The organism is Cognataquiflexum nitidum (assembly GCF_022538055.1).
In the GTDB taxonomy this organism is placed as follows: Bacteria; Bacteroidota; Bacteroidia; order Cytophagales; family Cyclobacteriaceae; genus Cognataquiflexum; species Cognataquiflexum nitidum.
Genome location: NZ_JAKZAM010000015.1, coordinates 30,018 through 52,537, shown reverse-complemented (window position 1 = coordinate 52,537; position 22,520 = coordinate 30,018). Strand labels below are relative to the sequence as shown.

Below are 22,520 nucleotides of genomic sequence, written 5' to 3'. Positions count from 1 at the left end.
ATGGAGGCTGAAGAGATCAAGTACCTAATTTTGGGGGTTCTTATTTTAGGTTTTATAGCCGAAAAATCCCTTAGCTTCCTTAATATCAATAGACCAGTTCCTGCCATTCCAAAAACCCTTGACCAATACATCAGCCAACAAAAACTGCTAGAATCAAAATCTTATCAGTGGGCAAATTTTCGCTTTGGTTTGCTTACCAGTACAACGGTCTTCATTTTAACTATTGCCTTTATCTATTTTGGAGTATTTGGATGGCTGGACCTTTTCCTCAAAGAATACATCAGCCACCCCATTCTCTTGTCTTTGGGTTATTTTGCAGTGGTGTTTATCGGTTCTGACATTATTTCCATTCCATTCGATTACTACCAGACTTTTGTGATTGAAGAGAAATTTGGATTCAACAAATCCACCAAAAAAACTTATTTCTCAGACAAAATCAAAGGATATATTATATCTATTGTCGTCGGTGGACTATTGCTTGGAACGCTGCTTTGGCTCATCCATCAGATGGGTAAAGACTTTTGGTGGCAGTTTTGGTTAGTTTCAGGTGTTTTCATGGTCATTGTCAATATGTTCTATACTGCTTGGTTCTTGCCTCTCTTCAATAAACTTACTCCACTTGAAGAGGGTGAACTCAAAAACAGTATCGTCAGGTATGCGCGGTCTGTTGATTTTCCTTTGGACAATATTCTGGTGATGGACGGCAGTAAACGCTCCGCAAAAGCCAATGCTTTCTTTTCAGGTTTTGGTAAAAGGAAAAAAGTAGTCCTTTTTGATACGCTTATCGACCAACATACTCCCGACGAATTGGTGGCAGTTCTCGCCCATGAAATCGGACATTACAAGAAAAAGCACATCTTATGGAGCATGGTCACCTCTGTCCTACAGGTCGGAATCCTGCTTTTTATCCTTGCCCAGTTTATTCACAGCGAGCAGATGAGTCTTGCTCTTGGCGGCACAGAGATGGCTATCCATCTGAATATCATTGGGTTTACAATCCTTTTTTCTCCCATTTCCAGCATATTGGGCATTGGGATGAATTTGATGAGCCGCAAAAACGAATTTGAGGCAGATGCTTTTGCCAAGGAAACTTATGATGGCAAACCTCTTGCTGAAGCATTGAAAACCTTATCGGTCAATAGCCTAAGCAATATCAACCCACATCCTTGGTATGTTTATTTCAATTACAGCCATCCTCCCCTGCTTGAAAGATTGGAAAGGCTGGAGAAGTAGAGATGTTGATTGTCCGATGACCGATGATGCGTCATATTTTTAGAGCCACATTGTTTCTTTTCTGAAACCTCTCTACCGATAGATTTAATTTTCCAATCTTCCAATTTTTCAATTTTGTAATCTTCCAATTCTCCAATCTTTCTTTTAACTTCAAGGCTATTCCCAAAATACCAATCCCATGCAAGACTTATCCCTCATTCACAAACCTATCACAGGGCTATTCCCTTATCCAAAAACCCAAGAAGATTGGGAACCGTACAGATTAAGCCAAGAACAGGTTGATTTTTTTCATGAGCAAGGATACCTCAGCGGCATCAAACTCCTTGACGAAAATCAGATAGAAATCCTCAAAAAAGAATTGGATGAAGTTGCAGATCCAAAGCATCCTTTCCACCATCTTTTCCATGAGTTTCACAGCAATGAATCGGATGATCCGAATACTGTCTTGTTCCATTCCCTAGGTCATTGGAGGATTTCCAAAGCCTTTCATGATGTGATTTGGAATCCGGCTTTTGTTATGGCGGCAAGTCAGCTTCTTGGTGATCAAAAAGTCCGGTTTTGGCATGACCAATTATTCTGCAAGCCTGCCCATCATGGCGGTGTGGTGGCTTGGCATCAGGATTATTCCTATTGGACCCGCACGATCAAGATGCAACACCTCACCTGTTGGTGTGGACTCGATGATGCAACTACGGAAAACGGCTGCCTTTACTATATCCCCGGCAGCCACAAATGGGGACTATTAGAAAAACCATCCCTTGCAGGCAAAATGGACGGATTGATGGAGTTCATGACAGAAGAACAAAAAGCAGCATTCAAACCGGTGGCCATCGAACTCAAAGCCGGATATGGAACTTTCCACCATCCACTGATGGTGCATGGAAGTTACGAAAACCGCTCCCCAAGAAGCCGGAGGGCTTTTGTCCTAAATGTTTTTGCCGACGGAACCATCTCCAATACGGATGACGAATTGCTCAAAGGTGTGCCAATCATAGAAAAAGGACACAAAATGGAAGGGCAGTTTTTTCCCTTGCTGAATTGAGTATGTAAAAATTGATTTTTAAAAGAAATTAAATGGTCTAGGAATCCTTTCTAGACCATTATTTTTAAATCTCCCGTCAACTCTATTTTTTTATAGAGATTTTTCTTGCTGTGAATTTTGCATCTATTTTAAAAATTCATGTAAAACATTGATTTATTGGGTGATGTAACTTTGAGAGTCAATAATTTACCAACATAAACCCACGAAATCATGAACAAACAAAAAAATGAAAACCGCAATCCTCAGGATGGAAAAAATTCAAATCAAAGAACAAACCAAGAAAGAGGCAGAAATGACTTGAATCCTACTGACCAAGGTGAAAGAAAAACTGATCGTGAATTTGACCTTGATGAGGAAAAGGAAAGAAAATTAAAGGTGACTTCCAAAACTGTTGATCCCTCAAAAAATAAAGATTTGGATAAACAAAACAAGAACAAGTCCCTTCCAAGGAATGAAGATCCAAATGTAAATGCAGAGAATGAAAACCGCAGAGAAAAGACCGGAACGATGAGGAATCAACCCCAACCAAACCGGACACTTTCTGAAAAATAAAAATCGAACTCGAAATCAACCTCTTCTGAGTATTCAGGAGGGGTGTTTTTCCAAAATACCAAAACAGCATTGGTATTCCCTCTGCAACTACAGCAATTTGATTGGGAAGGTTAGAAACCAAGATTCAAAAATCACCTAAAAAGTTTGAACAACCTGTTCAGAACATTGATTGCAGACTACGGCGCAAAAAAATTAGATGGTGGCTGTGTCAGCACCTTCATAGTACTTACTATATTTTACTTTTTGTTAGGTTAGTGCAGCTAGTTCAATCGATAGAACGATAGACAAAAAGGACATATACTGATCGTCGATTCTTTCTAGCCCAAAAACCGTCAGCCTCATCACTGAGGTTTTTTTTGTTACTTTTACATCAACAAAATCAAGAGGCAATTCTCAACCACTTTTAGGCTTTTCTCTTTCCGAATGGTTTTATTCCACAATAGCTACAAATTTCCCTTGTTTAATTCCTCCACCGCGTGGTTTGCTGCACGGGCAGTAAAAGCCATAAACATCAGTGTAGGATTTTGGGTACTTGTACTCGTAAAGCTCGCCCCATCCGAGACGAAAACATTTTTGCAGGTATGCAACTGATTCCATTCATTCAGCAGGGAGGTTTTTGGATCTTTTCCCATTCGGACGCCTCCCATCTCGTGGATATCTGATCCCGGAGGTGCTTTGCTGTCTTCGACTTTGATATCTGTAAAACCCGCTTTTTCGAACATCTCCTGTTGCTGCTGCAGGAAATCTGCTGTCATCTTATCGTCATTCTCAGTCCATTCGACCGAAAGGATAATCTTTGGGATTCCGTATTTATCCTTTTCTTCTGTGCTGAGTCGGATATGATTGGTTTCGATGGGAATGGTTTCTCCCTGCATCCAAGCAGACATGCGCCAAGTACCATATTTTTGGTTGAGTAGGCTGTCACGAAGGTCATGCCCGATGCCACTTGTGTCCGAGCCAAGACCTCTTCCTCCTGCCATCCCGATCGAATAGCCGCGTAAAAAGTCTGTGTCCTGACGGAATACATTCCTGAACCTCGGCACATAGGCGTGTCCTGCATGCCTGCCGTCGGTGGCCTTGTCAGCAAATCCCTCATAGCTCGCGCTTCCTTTTCCACGGTAATTATGACAGGCAAGGAATTTGCCCATCAAACCGTTGTCATTGCCGATGCCATTGGGGAATCGGGATGATTTGGAATTGAGTAATATGGCATTTGTCGCAATGGTCGACGCATTCACAAAGATAATCTTCGCATAAAATTCCATTGCCTCCCCTGTATTCCTGTCAATTATCCTCACACCTGAAGCTTTTCCTTTTGATTCGTCATAGATGATAGATTCCACCACAGAATCGGGTCTGATAGTAAGATTTCCTGTCTTTTCTGCCCATGGCAAAGTAGAAGCATTGGCAGAAAAATAACCTCCGTACACGCAGCCTCGGTTACACATACCTTGGTTTTGGCACTTATTCCGTCCTTGTTCTCTATGTATTTGCTGAGGATCAGTTAGGTGTGCACACCTTCCTTGGATGAGGTGTCGATCGCCATAATTCTGCTTGAGCTGTTCTTTATAATATTGCTCGATGCAACTCAACTCAAATCCCGGCTGCACGATGGAATCCGGCAACTCAGGCAATCCGTCCCTTCCTCCGGCGATTCCTGCAAATGTCTCTACATAATCCAGCCAAGGCTCTAAGTCTTTATACCTCACCGGCCAATCCACCGCAAAGCCATCCCGCGCCGGACCTTCAAAATCATAATCAGACCAACGCTGCGTTGCCCTAGCCCAAAGCAATGACTTGCCTCCGACATGGTATCCCCTAAACCAACGAAATGGCTTTTCTTCAATGATCGGCTGCTCATCTTCGGCCAAAGCCCAATGCATGGTCTCTTCTCTCGCCCACCTGGCTGCACCGATACCTGATCGCTTATCTACAGGAACCGCACCACGGAACTCAAACTCCCAAGGTGCTTTGGAAGCGGTGGGGTAATCTTCTATGTGCCGGACCATCCTGCCCCTTTCGAGGACTAGGGTCTTCAATCCTTTTTCTGTGAGTTCCTTGGCAGCCCATCCTCCGCTGGCGCCTGAACCAATCACGATCGCATCATAGGTGCGCTTATCTTTTGAATCCTGTAACATGTCGTCTTGGGTTTAAGCTTGGGAAGGTACATCGATGCATCCATGGAAATAGCCCGGTGCCACTTTGTAGCCTCGATAATCTGCCATCACCTCCTTGACGGTGGTGAATCCCGTGATGGTCTGTGATTTTATAAGGTCAAAAAACTTCTTCTCCTCCTCATTTTCGGAAGCAGAAAATGAAAGTAAAAGCCCTTCACGTTCCTCTTGAGTACCTTTTTCAAAAGATTTACCTAGTGTTGTCTTTGACTTTGCTGCAAGTGATGACAATTGGGATTTGATCATATCCTGATCTTCCTTTTCGTAGCAATGCTCAAAAAGCCTGATCAGATATTTGTCCGTGCCGGTACTCAGTGCACCGATAGGTTGGGCATCCGGGGTAGGGACTTTGGTTGGCAATCCTGCAGGAATGATCGTGTCCGCGATGGCGGTGATCAATTGCTCTTCCTTGAAAGAGAAAAAACCTTTGTGTGTCAACTGGTCGACGAGCTGCCATTTCCAGTCCACAAGAACCAACCCTGCGATACCCACTGCGGTACCTCCAAGGATTTTAAGCGATTTTCTTCTGTCCATAAAGTGATTTCGGAATGCAATACTGCTGTAATATAGGGTATTGACCTTTAAAATAACAGTCCGAAAACTCCAAAATCTACCAATGGAAAATGAAAGTGATCGGTGGAGGATGGGGGAAAGGAAGTGATTTTATAGGAAAATAAAAGGAGAAGGGTTAGTTTTAAAAGGAATAAATAACCTTACACTCATCAATATTTATATCAGAAAAATATTATTGTATAATCACTATCTACATAAAATCAAATTAGATACCAATCTACTAGCACATATTTCGAAATGAAGAAAAGTGGAATTCCCAATGAAAGAAAATTTACATATCTGAAATTAGAATTTAGAAAACTTGACAATTCGGATTTATTAATCCTCTTAACCTTTTCGATTTGCATTTTGTCTCATTTTTTACTCGTCCAGTATTTGCCGAATTTCAAACATTTTAGCCTACTTTTTATAGGGATTGCCACTTTGGCAATTACTATTACAAGACCTATTGGATTACGATTCAGAAATATCTATTTTTTTATCACATGGCTGATTTTATGTTTCTCATTCCTATGGGCAGGCACATCGATATCATATTTACCATTAAGTAGTTTTGCCTTATATCAGGCCGTAAGAATCATTTTTTGGATAAAATATTCAAAAGAGTTTATTCCGTTAACATTAACTCAAGCACCTCTAGAATTTTCAAGGAGAGCATTTTCTTTGGCATTTGAAAGAACAATAAGCAAAAGGGAAGGGCGTGGCAGTTACGCAGAAGACAGGAAATTTATGTAGTGGTTAGTCAGAATTGGATATCTTTTATTTTTGCTTTGCTTGATTGGAATTGTCGGAACCCAGTTTTAGTTAAAAAAACATGGTGATAAATTCAAAAAAATAATGAATTCAATAAACCCAAACTCTTTAAAAAGTATCCTCATCAAGTGTAAAAATATAATTTATACCTCCAATATTTTATAATGATTTATGAATAAGGTAACTGTTAGATTCATTTTGTTTTTGGGAATTGTTTTGTTTTCCTGTCAAAAGAGGAATGAAAGTTCTGTAACTGTTTTGCCACCATTGCCTCAAGTTGAGGAACATTCGATAAAGGATTCAGTTCATTTTCTTCACGGTTATCCTGCGATGGTTGGAGATTCCCTAATCAACGTGGTGGTCGAAATTCCGACAGGAACTTTGGAAAAATGGGAAGTCAATAAGGAGAACGGTCACCTTGAATTGCCTGAAATAGATGGAATCAGACGGGTGGTGGACTACCTAGGGTATCCGGGAAACTATGGGATGATACCCCAATCCCTGCAGGATCCGGCAAAAGGCGGAGATGGAGATCCTCTTGATATTCTGATTTTGGGACCGCCCCTAACCCGAGGAAGCCTCGTAGAATGTCGTGTCATTGGGATTATCAGAATGCTTGATAATGGCGAATTGGATGACAAATTGATCGGATTGCCGGCAAAAGGATACCTTGAAAATATTCGCACTATGAAAAACCTAGAGGATGATTATCCGGGGATGATTGAAATATTGACTATCTGGTTTGAAAATTACAAAGGAAAAGGTCAAGTAAAAATCAAATCAATAAGTGAAAAAGAAGAGGCATTCCAAGTCCTACAGGAAGCCATTGCGGCGTATCAAAAGAATATGAATAATTGACAGCTATTTATTGGACAAAATTCTTTTTATCTTCATTGGGTACCACTAGCCCAATAACCAAATCAGATGAAAGAAGACAGTCAGGTCATCGCAAAGAATGACCGAAAAACGATTCGTGCTTGGGCCATGTATGATTGGTCCAATTCCGCTTATTCTTTGGTGATCGCCTCGGCGATTTTCCCGGCTTATTACAATTCGATTACTACCACCGATGCCGGCAGCAAAATCACGGTTTTTGGATTGGAGATCGAAAATACAGCAGCTTACTCCATCAACCTCGGTATTGCTTTTGGAATCATTGCCCTCGTCTCTCCACTCCTGTCTTCGATATCGGATTATTACAGCAATCAAAAAAGGTTTATGCAGTTCTTTTGCTACCTGGGAGCGATCGGCTGTTCTTCTCTATTCTTTTTTGATGGACCCGAAATGGTTCACTTCGGATTGGCCTTCATGATGTTGGCCACGATTGGCTATTCGGGCAGCATTGTTTTTTATAATTCATATCTCCCGGCTATCGCCACCGAAGACCAACAAGACAAAGTCAGCGCCCGGGGTTACGCATTTGGGTATATCGGTTCTACGACCCTACTACTCCTCAATCTTGCCGCCATCCTCAATCAGGAAGCCCTAGGCATAGAAGATGGTTCGCTACTCCCCAGAATTTCATTTCTCCTCACAGGGATATGGTGGTTTGGATTTGCTCAGGTTACTTTCCGAAAGCTTCCCAAAGGAATCTATTCCAAAACCAGGACAGAGAGGAAGTTTCTCCTCAATGGATACCGGGAATTGGCCAAGATCTGGGAGAGACTTAATACCGAACCAAAATTAAAGATGTACCTCATGAGTTTTTTCTTCTATATCATGGGTGTACAGACGGTAATGTTCATGGCTGCATCATTTGGAGAAAAGGAAGTGGGAATGGGTATGACAGAGTTGATCATAACCATCCTTTTATTGGAATATGTAGGTATTATCGGTGCTTTCCTGTTTGCTTGGATTTCCAAAAAGACGGGAAACCTTCAGGCTCTGACTATTGCGGTGACTATTTGGATTTTCGTGTGCATCGGCAGCTATTTTATACAGACTGCTTTTCACTTTTACATAGCAGGTTTCTTTATCGGGATGGTGATGGGAGGAATACAGTCTCTGTCCCGGTCGACTTATGCGAAGTTTATCCCCAAAACAGAAAACAACGCAGGTTACTTCAGCTTCTTTGATGTCTGCGAAAAGTTGGCCATGATGTGCGGACTCGTCATGTGGGGATTTATGGACAACCTCACCGGCAGCATGCGCAATTCGATCATTGCTTTGGCCATTTGGTTTTCCATAGGGCTGATTCTACTGATGGTAGTCAGAAAATTAGAAAAGCAGGAAAAGGCTGCTATAGCTTAAATCCTTCAATTCAATTTCTTCAGGTAGTTGCTCAAAACACCACCAATGGGATTTTTCCATAGGAGGAATTTCAAATCTGAAATTAAAAACCAAAGGCAGAAATCAGAAACTTTCCCGATGAGCATAAAAAGTGAAATAAAATAATTTCAGAATTTTCTTAAATTCGACTTTTACTTAAATCAATCGAAATGAAAAAATTAGCCTTTATTCTCATCTTATTCTTTGTGGTAAAAACCGATTTTCTATTGGCTCAAACCGCCACAAATGTAAATGGAACTTGGATTATGAATGTCGAAACCTCAGCGGGGAGCGGTTCACCTACTTTTGTCCTTGAGCATGTGGACTCCACCAACCTCAAGGGAACCTACACCGGTCAGTTGGGAGATTTCGAAGTAAAAGGAACCCTAAATGGCAATATCATTTACCTAGAGTTTAGCATTAGTGGAGAAATCATCGAATATAACGGTACAGTGACCGGAAATGAAATGAAGGGGAAAGTGAAATTGGGAACAATGGCTGAGGGAACCTTTACCGGAAAAAAGAAAGAGTAATGTGGTTTATTACACCATCTTTTAATCCTATATATTGTTGATCGATTCATATTTTAAAGAAAAAAATATTTGAGAATTATATCCTGATAATGATCATGGTTGCAAGAAACAATCATCATTACCCGTTCATTATAGAAAATTTACTTCTGCGAGTAAAATAATTCCATTAAGCAGATAAAGAAATTTGGACTGGAAACTATGTTTTCTGAATTTTTGATTGAAGAATAAAAACAACTTTATAAACCCTAATAAAATGAAAAAATCAATTATTGTAATCCTATTGATGGTATTGAGTGGCTTAGGATTTGCTCAGGAACTTCGAGTAAATACCTACGCGGGATATGTTTTTCCTGATAGATTTAACAATTTCTATTCGGCAAATTCTTATGCCGAAGGGCAAATCCAAGATGGGTTCAGATGGGGTTTGGGATTGGAATATGCCATTCCCGGCAACCGTGCCATTGAAATTCAATATAAAAGGCAGGACACATTTGCCCCGACGACCTTCAGGGATCCAAGCATAGGCGGGGGTGGGCTGAAAAGGTCAAATTTTGAGTTAGGAATTAACTGGGTCATGTTGAATTTCACCAATTATATTCCGCTCAATGAAACTGTCGAACCTTTTTTTGGAGGAGGTCTAGGTATGGGGATTTTTAATGTAAGAAATCCGGACAACGGAAACACCAACAACGGGACAAAATTTGCATGGAATATCAGGGGTGGATCCAACTTCTGGGTAGCTGACAATATAGCGATCAGAATTCAGGCATCTTTGTTCTCAGCTGTTCAATCACTGGGCGGGGGATTGTATTTTGGCACAGGTGGATTGGGTGCAGGAGTTTCGACTTTTTCCACCATGTATCAGTTTGGATTTGATGGAGGTTTGGTTTTTAGGCTTCCTGGAAAATAAATTACTTTCCCTTGTAAACGACAAAACCCGAGCCAAGGCTCGGGTTTCTTTTTTTCAATGAATTTTCAGAAATCTACAGCTTCTTGATTCTGATGTTTTTAAACCAAACTTCATCACCATGGTCTTGAAGTGCGATCTTGCCTTTCTTAAAAGTACCGAAGCCCGGCATGTCTTTGAATTTGCTTTTGGCGATCAAAGCTTCCCACTCAGGAGTCCAAAGTGTGGTAGACACGATCATGACACCGTTAAGGTGAAGTTCAAGGTTACCGTCTTTGGCGATGATCTCAGCAAGATTCCATTCTCCAACAGGCTTGACCGTCTCTTCACTGCTGACGATCAGGTCGTACAAATCACCAGCACGGTGGCTTACAATCTTGGCATCAGGATGTCCATCATTGTCTAGAACCTGCATTTCCATGCCGGTATTCCAAGGATAGGTGTATTCGGGTGCTTCATGCACAAAGAAGATAATACCACTGTTTCCGTTTGGAGCTATTTTCCACTCGACTTGTAGGTGGTAGTTGTCAAACTCCTCATTGGTCACGATGTCACCACCGTCACCAGTTTGCCAGCCGGCCTTGTTGGTAGCATCAAGGTAAATGGCACCATCCTGAACTTTCCAGGCTTTACCGACTTCACCTCCACCATATTTGGACCATCCGTTAAATGAAGTCCCATCAAATAGGCTGATCCATTCAGATTCAGGAGCAACAGTTTCAGCTACCTCTGCAACTTCAGTTTCCTCAGTTGCTTCTTGATTTCCTCCACAGGCAAATGCCAAGGATGCTGAAATCAGGAATATAAATGCTTGTTTTTTCATTATTATTTCTTCAAAAGGAGAACATATTTCACCATTTCTTCTACATCTGCAGGTGCAAGTTGTGGGTGAGAAGGCATCATGATTTCACCCCATGTTCCTACGTGTCCTTCTATCACGTGCTTGGTAAGCAAGGCGATGTTCTCAGGAGTGCTTTCATATTTGGCTGCTACATCCGCGTAAGATGGCCCTACGATTTTTCTCTCCACCATATGACAGGCTGTACAGCCCGCTTCTTTTGTTTTTGCTTGACCTGCGATAAAGAGCGGGTTGTCTTTGTATTTATCTTCCAAACTAACGGGAGCAGCAGGAGGGGGAGTGGTGACCTCGGTCTCCGTAGTGGCAGTTTCGGAAGTAGAACCTCCTCCACAGGAGTAAGTCAAGGCGGATACGGCTATCAAGCCAAGTGTCAAAGATTTAATCAGTTTCATAAAATATAGGTTAACGGTAATTTAAATTCCTAGGATTTTTTTGTTGAAAGCCTCGTCAGCTCCTGCCGAAGCAAAATCATCAAAGGCTTTTTCTGTGACTCTGATGATATGTTCTGCAATAAATGGAGCGCCTTCAAGTGCTCCTTGCTCAGGATGTTTGATGGCACATTCCCATTCGAGTACCGCCCATCCTGAGTAGTCGTACTGCGAAAGTTTGCTAAAGATACCACTAAAATCTACTTGGCCATCTCCCAAGGAGCGGAATCTTCCTGCACGCTGCACCCATCCTTGGTATCCTCCATAGACGCCCTGCTTGCCTGTTGGATTAAACTCCGCATCTTTGACATGGAACATCTTGATTCTTTCGTGATAGAAATCAATGAATTGGAGGTAGTCAAGGCACTGTAATACAAAGTGGCTTGGATCATACAGGATATTTGCTCGCTTATGGTGGTTTACTTTCTCCAAAAACATTTCGAAAGTAATACCATCATGCAAATCTTCTCCGGGATGGAGTTCATAGCATACATCGACGCCATATTCTTCAAAAGTATCCAAGATAGGCATCCATCTTTTTGCCAATTCGGTAAATCCGGTATCCACCAAACCTGCCGGACGCTGTGGCCAAGGATATACTGTCTGCCACATCAGTGCTCCGGAAAAGGTGGCGTGTGCATTTAGTCCAAGATTGGCAGAGGCTTTGGCCGCAAATTTTAGCTGTTGGGTTGCCCATTCAGATTTTGCTTTGAGATTTCCGGCAAGGTTTGCAGGAGCAAAACCATCGAAAAGCTCGTTGTAAGCAGGATGGGTCGCCACTAACTGACCCTGAAGGTGGGTCGAAAGTTCGGTGATTTGCATGCCTGTGGCATTGACGATGCCTTTGATTTCATCGGCGTAGGTTTTGCTTTCGGCGGCTTTTTGGAGGTCGATCAATCTTCCGTCCCAAGATGGAATCTGTACACCTTTGTATCCGGCAGCAGACATCCACTCGCAAATACTTTTAAGGCTATTGAACGGTGCTTTGTCATCGGCAAACTGTGCCAAAAAAACTGCGGGTCCTTTTATGGTTTTCATAGGTTTATTTTTTTGATTTTAAGATTGGAAAATTGCAAAATTGGAAAATTGAAATGGTTTAAATGTTAAAAGATTAGAAGGTTTTAAAGTTGGTTAAGGTTTGTCCGATATTTTAAAAGAATTCAGGACTTGGTACTTGATACTTAGTACATAGTACTTTTTTCTTGTCTCTCGGTTCTCGCCTCTCGCTTCTATTTTTAATATTCTACTGTAAACGGTGTCCATTTCTGATCGGAAGCCGAGCTTGCCAAGACATTTTCGATAAAGGCCATGCCGCGGATTCCATCTTCTGCACCTGGGAAGTCCCACCATTCAGCTTTGGGCTCCTCCCCTTTTCTCAAGGCACAAATGCACCTTGCGAAGTTTCGGTAAATATTGGCAAAAGCTTCAATATATCCTTCCGGATGACCAGCGGGAGTTCTGGTATTTTCATTGGCCATTGAGCCTAGATAGCCGTTTCCTGCCCGATATATTTCATCCGGTCTGTCAGACCATCTTAGTCTTAGGGAATTATTATCTTCCTGCATCCATTCCAACCCTCCTTTTTCTCCATAAACACGGATTTTGAGGTTATTTTCACATCCTGCGTCTATTTGGGATGCAGTCAGTATTCCGGAGGCATTATTTTCGAATCGCATCAAAACTGCTCCATCGTCATCGATAGGGCGACCTGCTACTTTGATATCAAGGTCTGCACAGATTTTAGCGACTTTGATTCCGGACACATATTCAGCGAGGTTGAAGGCATGTGTCCCAATATCGCCAAAGCAACCGGCTTTCCCATTTCTGGCAGGATCTGTTCTCCATTCCGCCTGTTTGTTTTCATACTCTAGCAGCTTATGCAACCATCCCTGAGGATATTCCACATAGACTTTTCTGACTTCTCCGATCACCCCTTCTGCAATCATTTGCTTCATCTGCTTGATCATCGGATATCCGGTATAGGTATGTGTCAGGCAAAAAAGCTTGTCACTCTTTTTGATAATCTTGTATAATTCTTTTGCTTCTGTATAGGTTAGGGTCATCGGCTTGTCGAGGACCACATGGAATCCTGCCTCTAAAGCTTTCTTTGTTGGATCAAAGTGTACATTGTTGGGTGTGACGATGCTGATGATGTCTATCCTTTCGGATTCAGGCAATGCCAGTTCCTTTTGGATCATTTCGTCATAGGATGAATAAACCCGGGATGGGTCAAGCATGAGTTCCTCACCGGCCTGCTTGGTTTTTTCAGGATTGCTGCTAAAAGAACCTGCTGTGATTTCTATCAAACCGTCCATCAACGCCGCACTCCGGTGGATTGCACCGATAAATGCACCTGGACCTCCGCCAACCATTCCCATTTTGAGTTTTTTCTGTGCTGCCATATTATATTGGATTATTGGTTTTCAGGGTTAAATATTTTGGATTAAATTTCTTGTAAGATAATTTATGATTTGTTTTCCCATAAACACGAAATGAAATAAATGACCAATTGCAGTAAGATGTTATGAGTGGTAAAGTTTTGAACCGCTTATTGACTTATTTCATTTGGTCTTTCGGAAAAACTAAAATTAAGGCAAAATACCTGAATTTTAAACATAAAATTAATACTTTACAGCTTCGTTATCTCCGATTTTAACCAATCAACCACGATAATTATGCATTCCGGAACCCGAGCCCAACTTTCTTTTATGATGTTCTTGGAATTTTTCGTTTGGGGTTCATGGTATGTGACCATGGGCACTTTTTTGGTTACCAATCTTGGTGCTAGCTATACCCAAATAGCCGCTGCCTTTTCCACGCAGTCATTTGGCGCCATTATCGCTCCGTTTATCATCGGATTGATTGCAGACAGGTATTTCAATGCAGAAAAAATCTTGGGCTTCCTTCATCTGATTGGTGCTGTATTATTGTATTTATGCTATCAGGCTACAAGTTTTGAATTGTTTTATCCGTTCATATTTGGGTACATGGTTCTCTACATGCCTACTTTGGCTTTGGTCAATTCTGTTTCTTTTAGACAGATGAAAGATCCCGAAAAAGAATTTTCGCCGATCCGGGTATGGGGAACAATCGGTTGGATCGCAGCAGGGCTTTCGATCAGTTATGTCTTCTTGTGGGATGAAGCCGCAAACATGTCGAATGGCTTTCTCAAAAACACTTTTCTGATGGCCTCCATATCCTCTTTGGTTCTTGGTTTGTTTTCATTTACCCTTCCAAAAACTCCTCCCCGAGCCAATAAAACCAAAAAAGTAAATATGGGCGATCTGATCGGACTGGACGCCTTGAAATTATTGAAAGACAAAAACTACGCTATCTTCTTTTTATCTTCAATTTTAATCTGCATTCCTTTGGCTTTTTATTATCAAAACGCAAATCCGTTCCTAGCTGAAATCGGCGTATCAGACCCTACCGGAAAAATGACTATCGGACAGGTTTCCGAAGCGTTATTCCTTCTATTGCTTCCATTTTTCTTCAAAAGATTTGGATTTAAAATGACCATGTTGGTAGGAATGCTAGCCTGGGTGATACGGTATGCCTTGTTTTCTATTGGAGATGCAGGTAACGGACTTTATTTATTGATCCTCGGAATAGCACTTCATGGCATTTGCTATGATTTCTTCTTTGTCTCCGGTCAAATCTATACCGATTCGAAGGCCGGAGAGAAATTTCAATCTTCAGCTCAAGGCCTTATTACCCTGGCAACCTATGGTCTGGGAATGCTGATAGGATTTGCTGTCGCCGGACAAGTCACTGATTTATATTTGAATGCAGATGGTACACATGATTGGAAATCCATCTGGATGATTCCCTCCGGTATTGCTATATTGGTGGTATTGATATTCCTAATCTTCTTTAAAAATGAAACAATGAACAAAAAACCCGAAATCAAACCTATTGAATCATGACCCAACTCAGCCGAAGAAACAGTCTAAAAAAAATGTTAGTGGGGACAGTGGCCGCCACAGGCCTTCCCCTCGTAAGCTCTCATGCTGAAAGCCTTCCGTATCAGCTCAAAGGCAATGTGAACCATGCTGTCTGTCATTGGCCCTTTAATCCGATGACAATCGAAGAGCTATGCATCGAAATCAAAAAAATCGGATTCAATGCCATTGACTTGATAGGCCCAAAAAACTGGCACATTCTCCAAAAACACGGAGTAGTTTGCTCCCTATGCAACGGTGCAGATATGGGTATAGTCAAAGGATGGAATGACCCCAAAAACCACGAACAATTGATCAAAGGCTATGAGGAAGTGATTCCGTTGGTAGAAAAGGCCGGTTATAAAAATTTGATAGCTTTCAGTGGTAACAGAAATGGCATGGATGATGAGACGGGGTTGAAGAATTCTGCCGAAGGTCTCAAAAAAATCATGGCTACTGCCGAAAAACACAATGTCATGATCATCATGGAACTACTCAACAGCAAAGTAGACCATGCTGATTATATGTGCGACAAAAGCGCTTGGGGCATAGAACTCTGCAAAATGGTTGGTTCTCCAAACCTCAAACTGCTCTACGACATCTACCACATGCAGATCATGGAGGGTGACATCATCAGGACGATCAAAAGAGACCATCAATACTTTGGGCATTACCATACGGCAGGCAATCCCGGAAGGAATGAAATAGACGAGTCCCAAGAAATCTATTATCCTCCGATTGTAAAAGCTATACTGGAGACAGGATACAAAGGATATTTCTGTCAGGAATTCGTTCCAAAGAAGGCAGACAAAATGGCTTCACTTGCCGAAGCAATCAAAATTTGTGATTTATAAGTAAACTCAATTATATAATTATTATGGCAGACAATACGTATGACGCTATCGTGGTCGGTTCGGGAATCAGCGGAGGCTGGGCCGCGAAAGAGTTGACAGAAAAAGGGCTTAAAGTCCTTATGCTCGAAAGAGGACCAAATGTAGTACACAAAACAGATTACAAAACAGCCACCCTTGCCCCTTGGGAGGTCCCACACAGGGGTAGGAGAACTACAGAGATGCTGGATGCGCATCCCAATTTAAAGAGAGATTATGTACTGAATGAGCTTAACCTTGACTGGTGGGCACACGAATCCGAGTCACCTTATATCGAAACCAAACCATTCACCTGGTTTCGGGGATATCAGGTCGGAGGAAGATCCTTACTTTGGGGAAGACAAAGCTATAGGTTAAGTGATCTTGATTTTGAAGCAAACCTCAAAGAAGGCATTGCCGTGGATTGGCCAATCAGATACAAAGACTTGGCCCCTTGGTACAGTTATGTGGAAAAATTTGCCGGGATATCAGGAAACAAAGATGGACTGGCACAGCTTCCTGACGGTGATTTTCAGCCGCCTATGCCACTCAACTGCGTGGAAAAAGATGTAGCAGAAAGGGTAAAGAAGGCCTTTGACGGAAGAAGACTCGTCACTATCGGAAGAGTTGCCAACCTGACCCAACCTTTGGAAGGAAGATCACAATGTCAGTTTAGAAACAAATGCTCTTTGGGATGTCCTTTTGGCGGTTATTTTTCAACGCAAGCGTCAACCTTACCAGCAGCTGTAAAGACAGGTAACCTGACTTTGAGACCTTGGTCAATTGTTACCAAATTGATATATGACAAAGACAGCAAAAAAGCCACTGGTGTTGAAATCATTGACGGCGAGACAAATCAGACATATGAATTCAATGCCAAGATCATTTTCCTGTGTGCATCTGCCTTCAATTCGACTTCTATCCTGATGAGATCAGCGACCGATATTTGGCCGGAAGGATTGGGTAGCAGTTCGGGAGAGTTGGGCCATAATGTGATGGACCATCATTTCAGATTGGGCGCCAATGGAGTAGCCGAAGGATATGAGGATAAGTATTATTTTGGAAGAAGGCCAAATGGGGTTTATATCCCGAGATTCAGAAATATCGATGGAGACAAGAGAGACTACTTAAGAGGCTTTGGCTATCAAGGCGCAGCTTCAAGGTCAGGATGGAATAGGAATGTAGCGGAGATGAACTTTGGCGCACCTATGAAGGAGGCCTTGAGCGAACCAGGGCCATGGAGTATGGGGATCACTGCCTTCGGGGAAATCCTTCCCTACCATGAAAACACCATCAAACTCAGTAAAGACAAGGTCGACAAATGGGGTATTTCAATTTTGGAAATGGATGCCGAAATCAAAGAGAACGAAAAGAAAATGAGGGTGGATATGATGAATGATGCAGCCGAAATGCTGGAAGCTGCAGGATTGAAAAATGTCAAGACCTTTGATGCCGGTTATACTTTTGGTCAAGGAATCCACGAAATGGGGACTGCCAGGATGGGCAGGGACCCTAAAACTTCGGTTCTAAACGAAAACAACCAAGTGTGGGATGCCAAAAATGTCTTTGTCACAGATGGAGCATGTATGACTTCTGCAGCAGCACAAAATCCATCCTTGACCTACATGGCTTTGACAGCTCGGGCGGTAGACTTTGCTGTAAGTGAATTTAAGAAAGGAAATTTATAATCTTAAAAGAATTGAATCATGGCAATGAATAGAAGAGATGCTTTGAAAAGTGTCGTTTTGATGATGGGAGGAACAATGGTCGGTGCCAATGTGATCCTGACCGGTTGTGCCCCGGAAGACCAAATAGTAGGCTTGGAGTTTTCGCCAAAAGACATTGCGTTTCTCGACGAGATCGGTGAAGCAATCATACCAACTACTGATACTCCGGGTGCCAAAGCTGTTGGTATTGGAGGATTTATGGTAATGATGGTAAAAGACACCTACAATGCAGAGCAGCAAACCTCCTTCGTGGAAGGTTTGAATTTCATTAGGAAGGATTTCAAAACAAGCATAGGAAGTGATTTCATGGCAGCTACTTTAGAAGAACGCACCGCCTACCTCAACGAACTCAAAGCAAAATCAAATGCAGATGCAGAAGACAAAAATGCAGGCGTGATAAAAATGCTTCAGGATTTGACGGTTTTGGGGTACTTTACTTCTGAGGTGGGGGCAACACAGCAACTAAGGTATTACGAAGTACCGGGTAAATATGACCCTTGCATTGAATATAAGCCGGGAGATAAAGCTTATGCCATTTAACTTAGTATAAAAATAAGAGGCTGTCTTTGGACAGTCTCTTCTCTATTAAAAAAAGCCCAACATGAAAAATAGAAGAAATTTTATCAAGCTAAGCACCGCAATGGGAATGGGAGCATTCCTGCCCTTGCAATTTTGCTCGCCAAAAAAAGAAGGTGACAGCCTCTCAGAAGCAGTTTTAAGCGCTTCTGTAGGAATTTTGGACAACTTTGGTATACAGCTATATTCGGTCAAAGAGAACATGGCAGAAGACCCCGTGGCAACAATAAAGGCCGTTGCAGGCTTTGGTTATACACAGATCGAAGGATTTGATGGAGGAAAAGGTATATTTTGGGGAATGAAAAATACTGAATTCAAAAGCCTGACAAGCGACTTGGGCCTTGACTTTATCGCCTCGCATGCCAATACCTATGAAAATCTTGAGAAACAAGCAGAGGAGGCTGCCGCCATCGGAATGAAATACCTGATCAATCCTTGGGTAGGTCCTCAAAAATCCATGGATGACTTCAAGAGAATCAATGATGATTTTAACAAGCAGGGGGAAATTTGCAAACAGCACGGGATCAAATTTGCCTATCATAATCATGGTTATACTTTTGTAGACCTCGACGGCCAAATCCCACACGACTATCTTTTGGCAAATACAGACCCTACTTTGGTGGAATTCGAAATGGATACCTATTGGGTGTATACCGCAGGAAAAGACCCGATAGAATATATCAAAAAGTACCCCAATAGGTTTACGCTAGGTCATGTGAAGGACAAATCTGCTGACTTGGAATTCTCAGAACCCAACGGGTCAACCCTAATCGGTTCAGGTATCATGGATTTCCCTTCTATTCTTAGAGCCGGTATGGATAACGGAATGAAATATTTTATTGTGGAGCAAGAAAGGTTTGACGGAACAAACCCTATGGAAGCAGCTGAAAAAAATGCCACATTTATGAAGTCCTTAGTATTCTAATACAATAAAGGCCTGCATATTTGATGCAGGCCTTTATAATTTATTATGGTTATCCGCTTCTTTGCCAGTAACACTTTGTTTTTCTTCTAGCTTGACGGAAGGCCGAAGTACCAGGCATTTCGGTCTGCGGACGAGATTTAATATATTTATCCAATCTTGTGGCATCTTTGCGTAAAAACATATAGTTTATTCTACAAAATCGGATTTGATGGATCTTGAGGTATAAATCAATAAATAGATAATTACAATTAATATCACTAAGGCTGCCACTTCAAATTGAGCCCAAATTTTTGATCTATTGACCACTTTTTCAGAATTAGTCGCCAATTTTTTTCCTTCCTCAATCTGGATCAAAGAAAGCTTCTCCAAGTCCAAAATCGCCCTTTCAATATAGGAATTGTATTCTTTAACCTTATCTGCATTTATTCCGGATTCTTCAGAATAAAGCGACTGGTAATCAGCTATTCTCAAATTTTCCTGAATAATCTTTTTGAAGTCTGTCAAAAATCCTGCTTCAGCAATCGTCAATTTGGTATCCTCAAATTCTTTGACGAGGTTTAAAATATCGGTTTCATAGCCACTGATGTCCTCTACCACATGACTGTAGTCACTTTCAAACTGACAATGGTTCACCAAAAGCTTTATTCTAAACAGTTTTTCTGATATTGAGAATATATAACTTTCGACCACCAACCTGTCCTCATAAAACGACACGAAGGAATTGCCAAGCTCATTGAAATTTTTTCTTTCAAGGATATTTTTTCCAAAAATCATGACAATTAAAACCGTCAGAATAATGGCAACTTTTAATTTCCGTTGTTGGGTAATGGTTCTAGACATAATTTGGGTAGGTTATGGAGTAGGTTCAAAGCTACACCAAAATGATTGTACTCAATATAGAAGGGTTTGTTACAGAAATCTAAACCGAATTAAATTTTTTAGATCCAAATAACCTAAAAATCCTGAGGTTTTTTGATTTTTAAAAAAAATGCCACAAGAAATAGCCAGGTCATTAAAACAAAAAACCTCCATTTTAGGGGAGGTTTTTGTGATCCCGCTGGGATTCGAACCCAGGACCCATACATTAAAAGTGTATTGCTCTACCAGCTGAGCTACGGAATCATTTATTTTGCTCTACCATCCCGATAGCTATCGGGTTACGGAATCATTTTCTTTGCTATACCTATATCATTCTGCTGGAAGAATGAACAGGAACTCATATTAATAAATTGAGCATCCCTCTGGAGAGATGCTCTTGAAGTCTTGATGTGATCCTGTCAGGAATCGAACCTGAAACCTACTGCTTAGAAGGCAGTTGCTCTATCCAATTGAGCTACAGGACCGGTAAAATAGTCGGGGTGGCAGGATTCGAACCTACGACCTCCACATCCCAAATGTGGCGCGATACCGGGCTACGCTACACCCCGAACTTATTCAAACTTTTTTGAAAAACCCTTTGATTTCTCAGTGATCCCGCTGGGATTCGAACCCAGGACCCATACATTAAAAGTGTATTGCTCTACCAGCTGAGCTACGGAATCATGTTGTTTTTTTATCTTTCTGATCGTTATCAGGAAGGATAATCAGTTACGAATTGATTTGTTTTTTTTTAAATCATTCCCGTAATTGGAGTGCAAATTTAAGCCTCTGAATTTAAAATGCCAAACCTAAACCGAATCTTTCTTACAAAATTTATAATATTTTTATTGGCTTTTTTACAAAGCTTTAATTGTCAGGCCAATATATCAAAGCTCCAAAAAGCAGATTCTTTGTTTTCTACCAAGAATTACCAAGAAGCAATGTTAGTTTATGAAAACTTGCTCAACAATGAAGAAACTTTCTCTCCTGCAATGCTTTTGAAGATGGCATTTATATCTGAAGGAAAGGGTGATTATTCAAGCGCAAGTTTCTTTTTGGCCAAATATTATGACCAAAATCCCAACCAGAGGGTAATCACGAAAATCAAATCATTGACCGAACAGGTCAATTTGATAGGTTATGACCTTGATGACAGTGACAGACTTTTCAAATTTGTATCTGATTTCCAAACAGAGCTTTCAAGTACATTTTCGCTCTTACTCTTTCTTTCTCTGATTCTATTGTTTGTGTTTAGGACCAAGGCCGATAAACCGAGGTATTACCTTCCCACAGCTGTATTGATTATTTTGGTTTTTATCATCAACAATTTTCTGTCAGAACCAAAAACAGGAATCGTAACAGGAAGTCCCACACTGATTATGGACCAACCAACAGCAGGTGGAAAATTAATTGAGCTGGTAGAACCGGGACATAGGGTCATCATCAAATCTACAAAAGATGTATGGTATGAGGTAATTTGGGGAGAAAAGGTAGCTTTTGTGAAGAAAGACAATATCACTAGGCTATAGTACCTAAAAATCCAAAGGTTCAAGGTTTTTGAAATGGCCATTCATCTGGATTTTCTTTTTTGCGATTTCAATTTCTCTCATTATTGGAATGACCTTCATCATATGATTGATAAGGAATTTGATCCTATCTGATTCTTTAGACATCAGTAGCAGTTCATATTCTTCTGACAACTTCAATCCCAACTTATGCGCATAAGTGAAGGAATTAAGCCGGAGTGGAATTATCTCTGCTTGGTATTCCATCAGTCTAAAAAGCTCCTTGAGGTAAAAAATAAATTCGGCATATTGATTTTCTCCTACCCTTGGGTCATTGTCATGAAAAAAAACTTTGCCTGCTGCATATAACTTGTCTTTCAAGGGATTTTGAAATGAAATAATCTCAAATGTCCTTTTCCCCCGAGTCTTGATATCCATCCTCCCATCTTCATATACTTTATATACCTCTTCCAACTCCACTTCTGTACCAAAAGACATCAGCGTATCCAAATAAACTGCGATTCCAAAAGTGCCTTTTGTAGACAGGGTATCCTCAATGAGCTGTTTATATCTCGGTTCGAAAATATGTAGGTTCAATTGCTCGCCCGGAAAAGCAACAAGCTTTAAAGGAAATAAAGGGATTTGATAGTCCATATGAATAGTAACAGCCCAGATAGGGTTTGGTTATTTTTTACTTAACATCTACCCTAAATTAAGGATAGGAATTAAAACTTAATGAGGATTACCAACAAAAAAGGCTGTCCCAAATCTGAGACAGCCCGTTTTTGCAAAACATT

The 22,520-nt window shown here is 41.2% G+C and carries 21 protein-coding genes and 4 tRNA genes; 13 read left to right on the top strand and 12 right to left on the bottom strand.

Translation table 11 applies throughout. The features are described 5' to 3' along the window. The 3 genes from MMU07_RS11785 (at window position 1) to MMU07_RS11775 (ending at window position 2,827) form a co-directional block, all read left to right on the top strand. Window positions 1–1,233 carry a M48 family metallopeptidase gene (locus MMU07_RS11785; protein WP_241126127.1) on the top strand — a complete coding sequence of 411 codons (1,233 nt, stop codon included), beginning with the start codon at window positions 1–3 and terminating at the stop codon, window positions 1,231–1,233. A gap of 178 nt (window positions 1,234–1,411) precedes the next feature. Beyond that, window positions 1,412–2,275 carry a phytanoyl-CoA dioxygenase family protein gene (locus MMU07_RS11780; protein ID WP_241126074.1) on the top strand — a complete coding sequence of 288 codons (864 nt, stop codon included), beginning with the start codon at window positions 1,412–1,414 and terminating at the stop codon, window positions 2,273–2,275. 210 nt (window positions 2,276–2,485) lie between these two features. After that, window positions 2,486–2,827 carry a hypothetical protein gene (locus tag MMU07_RS11775; protein ID WP_241126073.1) on the top strand — a complete coding sequence of 114 codons (342 nt, stop codon included), beginning with the start codon at window positions 2,486–2,488 and terminating at the stop codon, window positions 2,825–2,827. A gap of 443 nt (window positions 2,828–3,270) precedes the next feature. On the opposite strand, the gene MMU07_RS11770 is transcribed toward MMU07_RS11775, so the two are convergent. Then, the gene (locus MMU07_RS11770) at window positions 3,271–4,965 is read right to left on the bottom strand and encodes a GMC oxidoreductase (RefSeq protein WP_241126072.1); all 1,695 of its coding nucleotides are present in this window, start codon (window positions 4,963–4,965) and stop codon (window positions 3,271–3,273) included. Between the two features lie 12 nt (window positions 4,966–4,977). Beyond that, complete coding sequence (locus MMU07_RS11765; RefSeq protein WP_241126071.1) at window positions 4,978–5,535, bottom strand: gluconate 2-dehydrogenase subunit 3 family protein; 558 nt, start codon at window positions 5,533–5,535, stop codon at window positions 4,978–4,980. 963 nt (window positions 5,536–6,498) lie between these two features. Between MMU07_RS11765 and MMU07_RS11760 the strand changes: the two genes are divergently transcribed. The 4 genes from MMU07_RS11760 (at window position 6,499) to MMU07_RS11745 (ending at window position 10,038) form a co-directional block, all read left to right on the top strand. Continuing rightward, window positions 6,499–7,185, top strand: coding sequence for an inorganic diphosphatase (locus MMU07_RS11760; RefSeq protein ID WP_241126070.1), 687 nt, complete (start codon window positions 6,499–6,501; stop codon window positions 7,183–7,185). A gap of 66 nt (window positions 7,186–7,251) precedes the next feature. Next, window positions 7,252–8,577, top strand: coding sequence for an MFS transporter (locus MMU07_RS11755; protein WP_241126069.1), 1,326 nt, complete (start codon window positions 7,252–7,254; stop codon window positions 8,575–8,577). A 188-nt stretch (window positions 8,578–8,765) separates the two neighbouring features. After that, window positions 8,766–9,128, top strand: a complete 363-nt coding sequence (locus tag MMU07_RS11750) for a hypothetical protein (protein WP_241126068.1) — start codon at window positions 8,766–8,768, stop codon at window positions 9,126–9,128. 253 nt (window positions 9,129–9,381) lie between these two features. Continuing rightward, on the top strand, window positions 9,382–10,038 hold the full coding sequence (locus MMU07_RS11745) for a porin family protein (protein WP_241126067.1): 657 nt from the start codon (window positions 9,382–9,384) through the stop codon (window positions 10,036–10,038). A gap of 73 nt (window positions 10,039–10,111) precedes the next feature. On the opposite strand, the gene MMU07_RS11740 is transcribed toward MMU07_RS11745, so the two are convergent. The 4 genes from MMU07_RS11740 to MMU07_RS11725 form a co-directional block, all read right to left on the bottom strand. Beyond that, window positions 10,112–10,858 carry a 3-keto-disaccharide hydrolase gene (locus MMU07_RS11740; RefSeq protein WP_241126066.1) on the bottom strand — a complete coding sequence of 249 codons (747 nt, stop codon included), beginning with the start codon at window positions 10,856–10,858 and terminating at the stop codon, window positions 10,112–10,114. A gap of 2 nt (window positions 10,859–10,860) precedes the next feature. Next, window positions 10,861–11,286: a c-type cytochrome gene (locus MMU07_RS11735; RefSeq protein WP_241126065.1), complete on the bottom strand. Its 426-nt coding sequence runs from the start codon at window positions 11,284–11,286 to the stop codon at window positions 10,861–10,863. Between the two features lie 21 nt (window positions 11,287–11,307). After that, window positions 11,308–12,360: a sugar phosphate isomerase/epimerase family protein gene (locus MMU07_RS11730; RefSeq protein ID WP_241126064.1), complete on the bottom strand. Its 1,053-nt coding sequence runs from the start codon at window positions 12,358–12,360 to the stop codon at window positions 11,308–11,310. A 197-nt stretch (window positions 12,361–12,557) separates the two neighbouring features. Beyond that, window positions 12,558–13,724, bottom strand: a complete 1,167-nt coding sequence (locus MMU07_RS11725) for a Gfo/Idh/MocA family protein (protein WP_241126063.1) — start codon at window positions 13,722–13,724, stop codon at window positions 12,558–12,560. A gap of 273 nt (window positions 13,725–13,997) precedes the next feature. Here MMU07_RS11725 and MMU07_RS11720 point away from each other — a divergent pair, with 273 nt between their 5' ends. From MMU07_RS11720 to MMU07_RS11700, 5 genes are all read left to right on the top strand, one after another. Further along, window positions 13,998–15,248 (top strand): nucleoside permease, encoded by a 1,251-nt coding sequence (locus tag MMU07_RS11720; RefSeq protein WP_241126062.1) that lies wholly within the window; start codon window positions 13,998–14,000, stop codon window positions 15,246–15,248. Then, window positions 15,245–16,117, top strand: a complete 873-nt coding sequence (locus tag MMU07_RS11715) for a hydroxypyruvate isomerase family protein (RefSeq protein WP_241126061.1) — start codon at window positions 15,245–15,247, stop codon at window positions 16,115–16,117. The genes MMU07_RS11720 and MMU07_RS11715 overlap by 4 nt, the downstream gene beginning before the upstream one ends. 23 nt (window positions 16,118–16,140) lie before the next feature. Next, entirely contained in the window at window positions 16,141–17,820 is a 1,680-nt protein-coding gene (locus MMU07_RS11710; RefSeq protein ID WP_241126060.1) for a GMC oxidoreductase, read from the top strand. An 18-nt stretch (window positions 17,821–17,838) separates the two neighbouring features. After that, window positions 17,839–18,399: a gluconate 2-dehydrogenase subunit 3 family protein gene (locus MMU07_RS11705; protein WP_241126059.1), complete on the top strand. Its 561-nt coding sequence runs from the start codon at window positions 17,839–17,841 to the stop codon at window positions 18,397–18,399. 61 nt (window positions 18,400–18,460) lie between these two features. Then, window positions 18,461–19,360 carry a sugar phosphate isomerase/epimerase family protein gene (locus tag MMU07_RS11700; protein ID WP_241126058.1) on the top strand — a complete coding sequence of 300 codons (900 nt, stop codon included), beginning with the start codon at window positions 18,461–18,463 and terminating at the stop codon, window positions 19,358–19,360. Window positions 19,361–19,546: 186 nt separating this feature from the next. On the opposite strand, the gene MMU07_RS11695 is transcribed toward MMU07_RS11700, so the two are convergent. From MMU07_RS11695 to MMU07_RS11675, 5 genes are all read right to left on the bottom strand, one after another. Further along, the gene (locus tag MMU07_RS11695) at window positions 19,547–20,200 is read right to left on the bottom strand and encodes an MCP four helix bundle domain-containing protein (RefSeq protein ID WP_241126057.1); all 654 of its coding nucleotides are present in this window, start codon (window positions 20,198–20,200) and stop codon (window positions 19,547–19,549) included. A 209-nt stretch (window positions 20,201–20,409) separates the two neighbouring features. Beyond that, window positions 20,410–20,482, bottom strand: a tRNA-Lys gene (locus tag MMU07_RS11690). A 147-nt stretch (window positions 20,483–20,629) separates the two neighbouring features. Then, a tRNA-Arg gene (locus tag MMU07_RS11685) sits at window positions 20,630–20,703 on the bottom strand. Between the two features lie 10 nt (window positions 20,704–20,713). After that, window positions 20,714–20,787: transfer RNA gene (locus MMU07_RS11680), tRNA-Pro, on the bottom strand. A gap of 41 nt (window positions 20,788–20,828) precedes the next feature. Then, window positions 20,829–20,901 (bottom strand) — tRNA-Lys (locus MMU07_RS11675). 228 nt (window positions 20,902–21,129) lie between these two features. On the opposite strand from MMU07_RS11675, the gene MMU07_RS11670 reads away from it, so the two are divergent. Next, a complete protein-coding gene (locus MMU07_RS11670; RefSeq protein ID WP_336246189.1) occupies window positions 21,130–21,747 on the top strand; it encodes a tetratricopeptide repeat protein in 618 nt (205 codons plus the stop codon). A gap of 3 nt (window positions 21,748–21,750) precedes the next feature. Here the strand turns inward: MMU07_RS11670 and MMU07_RS11665 are convergent, their stop codons facing one another. Next, on the bottom strand, window positions 21,751–22,377 hold the full coding sequence (locus MMU07_RS11665; RefSeq protein WP_241126055.1) for an LON peptidase substrate-binding domain-containing protein: 627 nt from the start codon (window positions 22,375–22,377) through the stop codon (window positions 21,751–21,753). Between the last annotated feature and the right edge of the window lie 143 nt (window positions 22,378–22,520).

Bases quoted from the DNA above. Each gene is read 5' to 3' on its own strand.
- MMU07_RS11785 (WP_241126127.1), top strand. From the start codon at position 1: ATGGAGGCTGAAGAGATCAAGTACCTAATTTTGGGGGTTCTTATTTTA.
- MMU07_RS11780 (WP_241126074.1), top strand. From the start codon at position 1,412: ATGCAAGACTTATCCCTCATTCACAAACCTATCACAGGGCTATTCCCT.
- MMU07_RS11775 (WP_241126073.1), top strand. From the start codon at position 2,486: ATGAACAAACAAAAAAATGAAAACCGCAATCCTCAGGATGGAAAAAAT.
- MMU07_RS11770 (WP_241126072.1), bottom strand. From the start codon at position 4,965: ATGTTACAGGATTCAAAAGATAAGCGCACCTATGATGCGATCGTGATT.
- MMU07_RS11765 (WP_241126071.1), bottom strand. From the start codon at position 5,535: ATGGACAGAAGAAAATCGCTTAAAATCCTTGGAGGTACCGCAGTGGGT.
- MMU07_RS11760 (WP_241126070.1), top strand. From the start codon at position 6,499: ATGAATAAGGTAACTGTTAGATTCATTTTGTTTTTGGGAATTGTTTTG.
- MMU07_RS11755 (WP_241126069.1), top strand. From the start codon at position 7,252: ATGAAAGAAGACAGTCAGGTCATCGCAAAGAATGACCGAAAAACGATT.
- MMU07_RS11750 (WP_241126068.1), top strand. From the start codon at position 8,766: ATGAAAAAATTAGCCTTTATTCTCATCTTATTCTTTGTGGTAAAAACC.
- MMU07_RS11745 (WP_241126067.1), top strand. From the start codon at position 9,382: ATGAAAAAATCAATTATTGTAATCCTATTGATGGTATTGAGTGGCTTA.
- MMU07_RS11740 (WP_241126066.1), bottom strand. From the start codon at position 10,858: ATGAAAAAACAAGCATTTATATTCCTGATTTCAGCATCCTTGGCATTT.
- MMU07_RS11735 (WP_241126065.1), bottom strand. From the start codon at position 11,286: ATGAAACTGATTAAATCTTTGACACTTGGCTTGATAGCCGTATCCGCC.
- MMU07_RS11730 (WP_241126064.1), bottom strand. From the start codon at position 12,360: ATGAAAACCATAAAAGGACCCGCAGTTTTTTTGGCACAGTTTGCCGAT.
- MMU07_RS11725 (WP_241126063.1), bottom strand. From the start codon at position 13,724: ATGGCAGCACAGAAAAAACTCAAAATGGGAATGGTTGGCGGAGGTCCA.
- MMU07_RS11720 (WP_241126062.1), top strand. From the start codon at position 13,998: ATGCATTCCGGAACCCGAGCCCAACTTTCTTTTATGATGTTCTTGGAA.
- MMU07_RS11715 (WP_241126061.1), top strand. From the start codon at position 15,245: ATGACCCAACTCAGCCGAAGAAACAGTCTAAAAAAAATGTTAGTGGGG.
- MMU07_RS11710 (WP_241126060.1), top strand. From the start codon at position 16,141: ATGGCAGACAATACGTATGACGCTATCGTGGTCGGTTCGGGAATCAGC.
- MMU07_RS11705 (WP_241126059.1), top strand. From the start codon at position 17,839: ATGGCAATGAATAGAAGAGATGCTTTGAAAAGTGTCGTTTTGATGATG.
- MMU07_RS11700 (WP_241126058.1), top strand. From the start codon at position 18,461: ATGAAAAATAGAAGAAATTTTATCAAGCTAAGCACCGCAATGGGAATG.
- MMU07_RS11695 (WP_241126057.1), bottom strand. From the start codon at position 20,200: ATGTCTAGAACCATTACCCAACAACGGAAATTAAAAGTTGCCATTATT.
- MMU07_RS11665 (WP_241126055.1), bottom strand. From the start codon at position 22,377: ATGGACTATCAAATCCCTTTATTTCCTTTAAAGCTTGTTGCTTTTCCG.